The 10,424-nt window shown below is 35.8% G+C and carries 15 protein-coding genes; 12 read left to right on the forward strand and 3 right to left on the reverse strand.

From position 1 onward, the window contains the following. Positions 1–251, reverse strand: a 251-nt coding sequence (locus KI369_RS23275) for an exosporium leader peptide-containing protein (RefSeq protein ID WP_212957552.1), incomplete at its 3' end; no start/stop codon positions are given. Positions 252–416: 165 nt separating this feature from the next. Here KI369_RS23275 and KI369_RS23280 point away from each other — a divergent pair. The 10 genes from KI369_RS23280 to KI369_RS23325 all read left to right on the forward strand — a co-directional run bounded on the left by KI369_RS23280 (position 417) and on the right by KI369_RS23325 (position 8,431). Beyond that, entirely contained in the window at positions 417–1,514 is a 1,098-nt protein-coding gene (locus KI369_RS23280; RefSeq protein WP_212957553.1) for a glycosyltransferase, read from the forward strand. A gap of 140 nt (positions 1,515–1,654) precedes the next feature. Beyond that, a complete protein-coding gene (locus KI369_RS23285; RefSeq protein WP_063224595.1) occupies positions 1,655–2,344 on the forward strand; it encodes a class I SAM-dependent methyltransferase in 690 nt (229 codons plus the stop codon). Further along, a complete protein-coding gene (locus KI369_RS23290) occupies positions 2,341–3,027 on the forward strand; it encodes a glycosyltransferase family protein (protein ID WP_212957554.1) in 687 nt (228 codons plus the stop codon). The genes KI369_RS23285 and KI369_RS23290 overlap by 4 nt, the downstream gene beginning before the upstream one ends. A 12-nt stretch (positions 3,028–3,039) precedes the next feature. After that, positions 3,040–3,720 (forward strand): glycosyltransferase family protein, encoded by a 681-nt coding sequence (locus KI369_RS23295; RefSeq protein ID WP_000654997.1) that lies wholly within the window; start codon positions 3,040–3,042, stop codon positions 3,718–3,720. 14 nt (positions 3,721–3,734) lie between these two features. Then, the gene (locus KI369_RS23300) at positions 3,735–4,472 is read left to right on the forward strand and encodes a sugar phosphate nucleotidyltransferase (protein ID WP_212957555.1); all 738 of its coding nucleotides are present in this window, start codon (positions 3,735–3,737) and stop codon (positions 4,470–4,472) included. Positions 4,473–4,480: 8 nt separating this feature from the next. Beyond that, positions 4,481–5,026, forward strand: a complete 546-nt coding sequence (gene rfbC, locus KI369_RS23305) for a dTDP-4-dehydrorhamnose 3,5-epimerase (protein WP_212957556.1) — start codon at positions 4,481–4,483, stop codon at positions 5,024–5,026. Between the two features lie 16 nt (positions 5,027–5,042). Further along, on the forward strand, positions 5,043–6,014 hold the full coding sequence (gene rfbB, locus KI369_RS23310; protein WP_212957557.1) for a dTDP-glucose 4,6-dehydratase: 972 nt from the start codon (positions 5,043–5,045) through the stop codon (positions 6,012–6,014). 11 nt (positions 6,015–6,025) lie between these two features. Beyond that, on the forward strand, positions 6,026–6,880 hold the full coding sequence (rfbD, locus tag KI369_RS23315) for a dTDP-4-dehydrorhamnose reductase (protein ID WP_212957558.1): 855 nt from the start codon (positions 6,026–6,028) through the stop codon (positions 6,878–6,880). A gap of 108 nt (positions 6,881–6,988) precedes the next feature. Next, on the forward strand, positions 6,989–7,759 hold the full coding sequence (fabI, locus tag KI369_RS23320) for an enoyl-ACP reductase FabI (protein ID WP_212957559.1): 771 nt from the start codon (positions 6,989–6,991) through the stop codon (positions 7,757–7,759). Positions 7,760–7,900: 141 nt separating this feature from the next. Then, entirely contained in the window at positions 7,901–8,431 is a 531-nt protein-coding gene (locus KI369_RS23325; RefSeq protein WP_212957560.1) for a spore coat CotO family protein, read from the forward strand. A 60-nt stretch (positions 8,432–8,491) separates the two neighbouring features. Here KI369_RS23325 and exsY read toward each other — a convergent pair whose 3' ends face one another. Continuing rightward, positions 8,492–8,950 (reverse strand): exosporium assembly protein ExsY, encoded by a 459-nt coding sequence (gene exsY / locus KI369_RS23330; protein ID WP_001277728.1) that lies wholly within the window; start codon positions 8,948–8,950, stop codon positions 8,492–8,494. A gap of 125 nt (positions 8,951–9,075) precedes the next feature. On the opposite strand from exsY, the gene KI369_RS23335 reads away from it, so the two are divergent. Continuing rightward, positions 9,076–9,435 (forward strand): DUF1360 domain-containing protein, encoded by a 360-nt coding sequence (locus KI369_RS23335; RefSeq protein WP_212957561.1) that lies wholly within the window; start codon positions 9,076–9,078, stop codon positions 9,433–9,435. A 101-nt stretch (positions 9,436–9,536) separates the two neighbouring features. After that, the gene (locus KI369_RS23340) at positions 9,537–9,722 is read left to right on the forward strand and encodes a hypothetical protein (RefSeq protein WP_033656535.1); all 186 of its coding nucleotides are present in this window, start codon (positions 9,537–9,539) and stop codon (positions 9,720–9,722) included. A 76-nt stretch (positions 9,723–9,798) separates the two neighbouring features. Here KI369_RS23340 and exsF read toward each other — a convergent pair whose 3' ends face one another. Continuing rightward, positions 9,799–10,302, reverse strand: a complete 504-nt coding sequence (gene exsF, locus KI369_RS23345) for an exosporium protein ExsF (RefSeq protein WP_000492933.1) — start codon at positions 10,300–10,302, stop codon at positions 9,799–9,801. Between the last annotated feature and the right edge of the window lie 122 nt (positions 10,303–10,424).

The raw sequence follows: 10,424 nt of genomic DNA on the forward strand, positions 1-10,424 counted from the left end.
GGCCCAGTAGGTCCAGTAGCACCAGTGTCTCCAGTCGGCCCAGTAGGTCCAGTAGCACCAGTCGGTCCAGTCGGCCCAGTCGGTACAGTTGGTCCAGTCGGCCCAGTCGGTCCAGTCGGTCCAGTAGGTCCGGTAGGAAGGGTAAACGGTGGTATTGGTGGTAATGTTGGTCCTACAAGATTAGGGTCAAATGCACTAGCTGATAAAGATTCATCGGGATTCAATCCATCTGAATAATTATTATTTGACATAAATTCACCTCCATAAAGCGTTCATTATATAGTAGATGCAAAACCGGAAGAAAATGACACGGACATTTGAATTATTGAAAAGAAATCTTAAACTGCTTGTGCAAGTTAAAAAAGTGGAAAGTTTATTGTATGTATAACATATGATTGATTTGGAAGAGGGTGATTATGTTGAACAAGCAAGGAATTACAATTAGTTTATGTATGATTGTTCGAGATGAGGAAGATACAATAGGTCGATGTTTAGATGCAGTCGAAAAAATTGTTGATGAAATTATTATAGTTGATACAGGTTCTATTGATCGAACGAAAGAAATTGTAGCTCAATATACCTCTAACATATATGACTTTCCATGGATTAATGATTTTGCGGCAGCGAGAAATTTTTCTTTTTCAAAAGCAACGCAAGAGTATATATTGTGGCTAGATGCAGATGACGTATTATTAGAAGATGCTCAAGAAGCATTGAAACTCTTAAAAAGAGAATTAGATCCTAAAATTGATGCTGTTTCGATGCCTTATCATCTTGCAATGGATTCTAACGGAAAACCTTTATATTGTACAAAAAGAAATCGACTTGTAAAGCGTGAAAAACAATTTCAATGGTATGGAAAGGTTCATGAGTATTTAGCTATTTCTGGTGAAACTTTTAGTAGTAATGTTGCTATTACACATAAAAAAGAGAAAAAGGTAACAAATCGTAATTTGAAAATTTTTCAAAATGCTGTAGCTGCAGGAGAAGAATTGAGTCCGAGAGATTTATTTTATTACGCAAATGAATCTATGGATAACCAAAAATATGATGATGCAGTTATGCTATATGAAACATTTCTTAATCAAGACGAAGGATGGTACGAAGAAAAAATTTATGCATGTGGTAAGTTAGGAGATTGCTATGCAAAGCTTGGATCATGGGAAAAGGCAGTTGAATCTTGCGTGAAGTCGTTTCGATATGATGTTCCTAGAGGAGAGAATTGTACAAGAATAGGATATATATATATGGAACAACAAAAATATAACGAAGCGATATTTTGGTTTAAACTTGCGACAGAAGTACCAATGGCAACGGAGAGTCCATTTCATAGTCCAGCGAGCTACACATGGCTTCCCTATTTACAAATGTGTATTTGTTATAGCAAGTTAGGAGAGCAAGACAAAGCTTATTATTACAACGAATTAGCAGCTGCTTATGTTCCAAATAATGCTGCAATTGAATATAACCGCAAATATTTTCGGGATGTTTTTGATAAACAATATAAAGTGTAATAAGTTTCGTTTTGTTAGAAATGGTTTATCGTTATTCTAACTCTAATAGATTGGTTATATATTAGTGTATCAGTAATGGAACCAATATTAGATGAATGAGATTTATATTTCAAATTCAATTTGCATAAGGAGTGTGTAAAATGAATCGTGAAAAAAGTTCTCTATATGAAGAAAAGTCCGAGCATTATTACAATGCAGCGAATCCGAATTTATTAAAGCACATAAAAAAGGAATGGAAAGAAGTTCTTGATATTGGTTGCTCGGGCGGTGCATTGGGAGCAGCTATAAAAGAAAATGGCACACGTGTATCTGGAATTGAGGCATTCCCAGAGGCGGCAGAAAAAGCAAAAGAAAGACTTGATCATGTGATTTTAGGGGATATAGAAAAAATAGATCTTCCTTATGAGGAGGAGCAATTTGATTGCGTCATATTTGGGGATGTATTAGAGCATTTATTTGATCCTTGGGCTGTAATAGAAAAAGTAAAGCCATATATAAAAGAAAATGGTGTAATTTTAGCAAGTATACCAAACGTTGCTCATATTTCAGTATTAGCGCCGTTACTTGCTGGGAATTGGACGTATACAGAATATGGTTTATTAGATAAAACGCATATTCGTTTCTTTACATTTAATGAAATGCTCCGAATGTTTTTAAAAGCAGGATATTCGATTAGTAAAGTAGATCGTGTATATATTGATCATAAAATGTATGAACCGCTTATTGAGGAGTTATATGGAATTTGTAAGAAATATCGTCTTGGAAGTGGCTTCATGGCTGAGACGGTCGTATTTCAGTATATTATTGAAGCAGAAAAATCGCAGTTATGAGTGCTGCTGAAAAAACAATATTATTTGTTACGTGTATAAATGATCGGAAAATGTATGCACAATGCGTGCGGCATATATTGAGATTGGGAGTGCCTCCAGGATATATTGTACAATTTATGCCAATTCGGAATGCGAAAAGTATGACGAGCGGATATAATCAAGCGATTTCACATCCAGCGAAATATAAAGTATATATACACCAAGATGTTTTCATTATGAATGTGGCATTTTTATACGGATTACTTCAATTATTTAACGAACATGAACATCTTGGAATGATTGGAATGATTGGAGCCCAATATGTTCCTCCAAACGGAATATGGAATGTAGGCAGAGGAGTTGTTGGAAAAGTAATTGGTTATATGAACGATTTATTTTATATGGCAACTCAAGAACAGCCGTACCATGAGTCAAAAACATTTATGCCTGTGGAATGTATCGACGGTTTATTGATGGCAACGCAATACGATATTCCGTGGCGAGAAGACTTGTTTGATGGGTTTGACTATTATGATGTATCTCAGTCATTTGAATTTAGAAAAGCTGGCTATACAGTTGGGGTTCCTGTACAACGTGATGCGTGGTGCATTCACTATCATATTGATGTGAATATGACCAACTATGAAAAGTATAGAAAGATATTTGTGGAGAACTATATGTCAGATGTAAATCAAGACGAATAGAGGGGCTACAAAATGAAGGATCGTACAATATTAGTTGTTGTTTGTGTAAATAATGAAGAGCTATTTGAACAATGCGAGAGACAAATAAGAAACCTTTTTGTTCCCCCTGATTATGTCGTACAAATTTTTCCGATACGAGATGCAAAAAGTATGGCAAGTGCATATAACCGAGCACTTTCATATCCAGCGAAGTATAAGGTTTATATACATCAGGATACTTATCTTATTAATCGAGAGATGTTTTATACACTTATTTCTCTTTTTAAAGATAACGAAAAACTTGGTTTAATTGGGGTAGCTGGTGCGCAGTTTTTACCGAGTAACGGGATATGGTGGGAAGGGAAAAATTTAGTAGGAAAAGTGATTGAGTATAGAAGACGGAATTATCAATTATTAAATTTAGATCAGGGGTTTTATGGAAGCCAATCTTTTATGTCAGTGCAGGCAATTGATGGCCTATTCATGGCAACGCAGTATGATATTCCGTGGCGAGAAGATTTGTTTCAAGGGTTCCACTTTTATGATGTATCACAGTCTTTAGAGTTTCAAAGGGCTGGTTATTTAATTGGTATCCCAAATCAATCAAATTTATGGTGTATTCATTATAACGGAGATGAATTTGATGCGGATACATATGAGAAAGATCGAAAAGTGTTTGTAGAACAGTATAAAGACATATTATCTCCATCATAAGGGAGAGATGCAGAGTGAAAGGGATTATTTTAGCAGGCGGTACTGGATCGAGGCTATATCCAATAACGAAAGTAACGAATAAACATTTGCTTCCTGTTGGACGTTATCCAATGATTTATCATGCGGTATATAAGCTAAAACAATGCGAAATTACAGATATTATGATTATTACAGGTAAAGAGCATATGGGAGATGTTGTTAGTTTTTTAGGAAGCGGTCAAGAGTTTGGGGTGTCCTTTACGTATCGTGTGCAAGATAAGGCTGGCGGAATTGCACAAGCATTAGGGCTTTGTGAGGATTTCGTTGGGAAAGACCGTATGGTAGTTATATTAGGGGATAATATCTTTTCAGATGACATTCGTCCGTACGTGGAAGAGTTTGCAACTCAAAAAGAAGGTGCGAAAGTACTGCTGCAATCTGTAGATGATCCGGAGAGATTTGGTGTAGCAAATATTGAAAACCGAAAAATAATTGAAATTGAAGAAAAACCGAAAGAGCCGAAAAGTTCCTATGCAGTTACAGGAATTTATTTGTATGATTCGAAAGTCTTTTCTTATATAAAAGAATTAAAACCTTCCGCAAGGGGAGAACTTGAAATTACAGATATTAATAATTGGTATTTAAAAAGAGGAGTACTTACTTATAATGAAATGATCGGTTGGTGGACCGATGCGGGAACTCATGTTTCTCTTCAAAAGGCGAATACGTTAGCTCGGGATATAAACTTTGGTAAACAGTTTAACGGAGAATAGGTGAGAATATGAAAGTTGTAGAAACAAACTTTATCGGCGCAAAATTGTTAGAACCGAGGTTATTAGGAGATGAGCGTGGCTTTTTTACTGAAAGTTATAATAAGAAGGTGCTAGAAACACTAGGGATTACGTATTCATTTGTACAGGATAACGTTTCTTATTCAGCTAGGTCGGGAACGGTTCGGGGATTACACTTTCAAAAGAATCCGAAAGCACAAACGAAACTTATTCAAGTTATGCAAGGAGCAATCTATGATGTTATCGTTGATTTACGAAAAGATTCACCAACGTTTAAACAGTGGAGCGGATATATTTTAAGCGCGGATAATCACCGGCAATTATTAGTGCCAAAAGGATTTGCACATGGTTTTTGTACACTTGTCCCGCATACGATTGTTATGTATAAAGTAGATGAGTATTATAGTGCTGATCATGACTCAGGGGTACTTTGGGAAGATAAAGAATTAGCAATTCCATGGCCGGTAACAAGTCCTATTTTGTCTGATAAAGACCGAATATTACCGTTACTGCATGAATGTGAAGATAGCTATTGAGTAGGAGAGTTGTTATATGAATATATTAGTAACAGGTGGGGCCGGATTTATTGGAAGTAATTTTGTTCATTACATGTTACAAAGATATGAAACATATAAAATTATTAATTTCGATGCATTAACATATAGTGGAAATCTAAATAATGTAAAGTCTATTCAAAATCATCCGAATTACTATTTTGTAAAAGGGGAAATTCAGAATAAAGAGTTGCTAGAATATGTTATTAAGGAACGTGACGTACAAGTAATTGTCAATTTCGCAGCTGAATCACACGTGGATCGTAGTATTGAAAATCCGATTCCTTTTTATGATACAAATATAATTGGGACAGTCACCTTATTAGAAGTAGTAAAAAAATATCCACATATTAAACTTGTGCAAGTATCAACAGATGAGGTGTACGGCTCTTTAGGGAAAACAGGGCGATTTACAGAGATAACTCCGTTAGCTCCAAATAGTCCATATTCTTCAAGCAAGGCGAGCGCCGATATGATAGCTTTATCTTATTATAAAACATATCAATTACCAGTTATAGTAACGCGTTGCTCCAATAACTATGGGCCGTATCAATATCCTGAAAAATTAATTCCGTTAATGGTTACGAATGCGCTGGAAGGAAAAAAATTACCGTTATATGGCGATGGATTAAATGTAAGAGATTGGTTACATGTAACGGATCATTGTAGTGCGATTGATGTTGTTCTGCATAAGGGGCGTATAGGAGAAGTATATAATATAGGCGGAAATAATGAGAAAACAAATGTAGATGTTGTAGAACAAATTATTACCCTCTTAGGAAAAACGAAAAAAGATATTGCGTATGTTACAGACCGTTTAGGACATGATCGTCGTTATGCGATTGATGCACAAAAGATGAAGAAAGAGCTCGGATGGGAACCGCAGTATACGTTTGAACAAGGGCTAGAAGAAACGGTGGAATGGTATGAACATCATATAGAATGGTGGAAACCACTAAAAGAAAAGTAAGGGGCATATAAATGAAAGAACGGATTATCATAACAGGAGCAAATGGTCAATTAGGAAAGCAACTACAAGAAGAGTTAAATCCTGAAGAATATGACATATATCCATTTGATAAAAAGTTACTAGATATAACAAATATATCCCAAGTGCAGCAAGTAGTACAAGAAATAAGGCCACATATAATTATTCATTGTGCAGCGTATACGAAGGTTGATCATGCTGAGAGAGAACAAGATATTGCGTATAGAATAAATGCAATAGGAGCTCGAAATGTAGCGGTTGCTTCACAATTAGTAGGAGCGAAGTTAGTTTATATTAGTACTGATTATGTATTTCAGGGTGACAGACCGGAAGGGTATGATGAATTTCATAATCCGGCACCGATAAATATATATGGAGCTTCTAAGTATGCGGGAGAGCAGTTCGTCAAAGAGTTACATAATAAATACTTTATTGTTCGTACATCGTGGTTATATGGTAAATATGGAAATAATTTTGTGAAAACGATGATGCGATTAGGGAAAGAGAGGGCAGAAGTATCTGTTGTAGCGGATCAAATTGGTTCTCCTACGTACGTGGCAGACTTAAATAGGATGATTAATGAGCTTATTCGCACTTCTTTATACGGTACGTATCACGTATCTAATAGAGGATCATGCTCTTGGTTTGAATTCGCCCAAAAAATATTTTTGTATGCAAATATGAAAGTGAATGTATTACCTGTTTCAACTGAGGAATTTGGGGCTGCAGCAGTTAGGCCGAAATATTCTATTTTCCAACATAACATGATACGATTAAATGGTTTTTTACAAATGCCTTCTTGGGAAGAAGGATTAGAGCGTTTTTTTATAGAAACAAAAAGTCATTAACAATTTTAAGTTAATGACTTTTTTGTTTGCCTTTAAGAGGTTTTATGTTACTATAATTATAGTATCAGGTACTAATAACAAGTATAAGTATTTCTGGGAGGATATATCATGGAACTATTACAAGGGAAAACATTTGTTGTTATGGGCGTTGCGAACCAAAGAAGTATTGCGTGGGGAATTGCTCGCTCTTTGCATAATGCAGGTGCAAAACTAATCTTCACATATGCAGGAGAACGTTTAGAGAGAAACGTTCGTGAATTAGCGGATACATTAGAAGGACAAGAATCACTTGTATTACCTTGTGATGTAACAAATGATGAAGAACTTGCAGCTTGCTTTGAAACAATCAAGCAAGAAGTTGGTACAATTCATGGTGTAGCACACTGTATTGCTTTTGCAAATCGTGACGACTTAAAAGGTGAATTTGTAGATACTTCTCGCGATGGGTTTTTACTTGCACAAAATATTAGTGCATTCTCTTTAACAGCTGTAGCAAGAGAAGCGAAGAAAGTAATGACAGAAGGCGGAAATATTTTAACGCTAACATATCTTGGCGGCGAGCGTGTTGTGAAAAATTATAACGTTATGGGTGTTGCGAAAGCTTCATTAGAAGCGAGTGTGAAATATTTAGCTAACGATTTAGGCCAACATGGCATTCGTGTTAACGCTATTTCAGCAGGACCAATTCGTACGTTATCTGCAAAAGGTGTAGGCGACTTTAACTCAATCTTAAGAGAAATTGAGGAGCGCGCACCACTTCGTCGTACAACAACTCCAGAAGAAGTTGGAGATACAGCAGTATTCTTATTCAGTGATTTAGCACGCGGCGTAACAGGAGAAAACATTCACGTTGATTCAGGGTATCATATCCTAGGATAAATATAATCGTAATTTTTAAAGGACAATCTCTACATGTTGAGATTGTCCTTTTTATTTGTTCTTAGAAAGAACGATTTTTAACGAAAGTTCTTACCACGTTATGAATATAACTATAATAGTACACGATTTATTCAGCTACGTATGGAAGTGGGAGGGACGAGTGTGAAGAATAAAAATAAAAGTTCAACAGTTGGAAAACCGTTGTTATATATTACGCAAGTAAATATGGAACTTGCTGCACCGAGAATAAAAAGAATTATTTTAACAAATTTTGAAAATGAGAATCGAAAAGAGGAAAGTAATAGAAATGAAAATGTTGTCAGTAGTGCTGTGGAAGAGGTAATAGAACAACAGGAACAACAAGAAGAGCAGCAAGTAGAAGAAACAATAGAAGAAGAGGAACAGGTACAAGAACAGCAAGAGCCAGTGAGAACTGTTCCGTATAATAAATCATTTAAGGATATGAATAATGATGAGAAAATTCATTTCTTATTAAACCGTCCTCATTACATCCCGAAAGTAAGGTGCAGAATAAAAACAGCTACAGTTTCTTATATTGGATCAATCATCTCGTATCGTAATGGCATTGTATCCATTATGCCGCAAAATAGTATGAGAGATATTAGGTTGTCTATAGATGATATCCAATCGATTAGTATGGCCGGCTTTTAAATATGTAAAGGTGGTAGAAAACTTCTACCACCCCAATAGTTTTTTAGTTTACTTCACTTATTAGATAGAAACGTCGCGTAAGCACTGAATCGCACAGAAGCAGCTTAAATCAACAGTAAGACAAGTGTTAGTCGATACTAATCTTGCGTTTGGTACAGCTAAAAACGTACAAATTGGATCATTATCAGGTGGTACAGGAGATGTATCACCTAATACTACAGTTAATACACGTAGTACAGCACAGCTATCATCATCTACACTTTCCACACGGAAAATTGGAGATCGGCAGCTTGAAAGGCTTGCAGTTGGTGCAAATGCTTCAAAAGGTTCTCCAGTTTTTGTGTATAAAATAAAAGGGCGTGTATTAGCTACTGAAGCACTATTGTGTGCTCCTAAAAATGGGATTTCACAACCAGATCCACACGTTGTTGTAGAACAATCTTGTAATTCATTGATGAATTTTACAACGTCAACTACACAATGAGAAGAGCCATGGTGTTTATTTTCGTTACAACTCATTAATGTCACTCCTTATCTTCTTGTTTGTATTTACATTAATAAGATATTGGAGTTGAGGAGATTTGGTCACAATCTCAAGACCTTTTTTTTTAAATAGGCGAAAGAGGATAAGGGAAGGTGGAATTATGCTGTTTACAAGCTGGCTTTTATTTTTTATTTTCGCTTTAGCTGCTTTTAGGCTCACTCGTTTAATTGTTTATGATAAAATTACGGGCTTTTTGCGAAGGTCATTTATTGATGAATTAGAGGTTACAGAGCCGGATGGAAGTGTATCAACGTTTACAAAAGTAAAAGGGAAAGGATTAAGAAAGTGGATTGGCGAATTATTAAGCTGTTATTGGTGTACAGGTGTATGGGTTAGTGCTTTTTTATTAGTTTTATATAATTGGATTCCTATCGTTGCAGAGCCATTACTTGCATTATTAGCTATTGCAGGAGCCGCAGCAATCATTGAAACGATTACAGGATATTTTATGGGAGAATAATATATTTCCATAATACGAGAAAAAGCGGAGTTTAAAAGAATGAGGGAACGGAAATAAAGAGTTGTTCATATAGTAAATAGACAGAATTGACAGTAGAGGAGATGTTTGCTGTGAGCAATAATCCAAGGCAAAATTCATATGACCTGCAGCAATGGTATCATATACAGCAACAACACCAATTGCAACAACAGGCATATCAAGAACAATTGCAACAACAAGGATTTGTGAAGAAAAAAGGATGTAATTGTGGGAAAAAGAAGAACATAATAAAACAATATGAAGAATGAAACACTCATGTTACTATGAGTGTTTTTTATTACAAAAATAAAAAGCGGTATTTCAAAGGAGAAATACCGCTTTTTACTAGCTAATTTGTGCAACTGTTAATGCTGCAGCACGGATGTCTACAGTTCCAATTAACTCGACTGGTACAATTTGAATTAAGTCACCAGGGTTTAAGTTAATCAGAATAACACCGCTGGATACGTCTACTTCACCAGTACCAATAACGTTAGAACGAACCGCTGTACCTGATCCAGGAATAATGTTAGCTGGTGTACCTAATGATAAGAAGAAACGACCAGCTTCTGGTGCAACAGGTGCGTTATCAAGACTAATTGTTAATGTATAACTGATTTGATAAATACCAGCTCGTAGAATTCGAATGCCATCTCCGACACTTACTGTATCATTTATTACAGGAACAGTAATATTTGGGTTTGGACTTACGCTAGGTAATAGTAGTGGTGTAAATAATGAAGCAAACTGAGGTGCAGACGCGTTGAAAGCAAAACCAAAGGCAGGTAGTGTACTAGCTGGTTTCGCCTCGCAATCGATTTTAGTAAATTCGCAATCAGAAGAGAACATGTTTTTCACTCCTTTATCTGTTTCTACTTTCAGTTAATGAAAAGGACAGGTTCTATGTTCTAGACAAGTTCCCAATTTTATAAAAAATACATAATAATACCTTTTAAGCATGGATTGGGTGG

The sequence above is a fragment of the Bacillus sanguinis genome, assembly GCF_018332475.1.
Lineage (GTDB): Bacteria > Bacillota > Bacilli > Bacillales > Bacillaceae_G > Bacillus_A > Bacillus_A sanguinis.

Bases quoted from the DNA above. Each gene is read 5' to 3' on its own strand.
- KI369_RS23280 (WP_212957553.1), top strand. From the start codon at position 417: ATGTTGAACAAGCAAGGAATTACAATTAGTTTATGTATGATTGTTCGA.
- KI369_RS23285 (WP_063224595.1), top strand. From the start codon at position 1,655: ATGAATCGTGAAAAAAGTTCTCTATATGAAGAAAAGTCCGAGCATTAT.
- KI369_RS23290 (WP_212957554.1), top strand. From the start codon at position 2,341: ATGAGTGCTGCTGAAAAAACAATATTATTTGTTACGTGTATAAATGAT.
- KI369_RS23295 (WP_000654997.1), top strand. From the start codon at position 3,040: ATGAAGGATCGTACAATATTAGTTGTTGTTTGTGTAAATAATGAAGAG.
- rfbC (WP_212957556.1), top strand. From the start codon at position 4,481: ATGAAAGTTGTAGAAACAAACTTTATCGGCGCAAAATTGTTAGAACCG.
- rfbB (WP_212957557.1), top strand. From the start codon at position 5,043: ATGAATATATTAGTAACAGGTGGGGCCGGATTTATTGGAAGTAATTTT.
- rfbD (WP_212957558.1), top strand. From the start codon at position 6,026: ATGAAAGAACGGATTATCATAACAGGAGCAAATGGTCAATTAGGAAAG.
- fabI (WP_212957559.1), top strand. From the start codon at position 6,989: ATGGAACTATTACAAGGGAAAACATTTGTTGTTATGGGCGTTGCGAAC.
- KI369_RS23325 (WP_212957560.1), top strand. From the start codon at position 7,901: ATGGAAGTGGGAGGGACGAGTGTGAAGAATAAAAATAAAAGTTCAACA.
- exsY (WP_001277728.1), bottom strand. From the start codon at position 8,950: ATGAGTTGTAACGAAAATAAACACCATGGCTCTTCTCATTGTGTAGTT.
- KI369_RS23335 (WP_212957561.1), top strand. From the start codon at position 9,076: ATGCTGTTTACAAGCTGGCTTTTATTTTTTATTTTCGCTTTAGCTGCT.
- KI369_RS23340 (WP_033656535.1), top strand. From the start codon at position 9,537: ATGTTTGCTGTGAGCAATAATCCAAGGCAAAATTCATATGACCTGCAG.
- exsF (WP_000492933.1), bottom strand. From the start codon at position 10,302: ATGTTCTCTTCTGATTGCGAATTTACTAAAATCGATTGCGAGGCGAAA.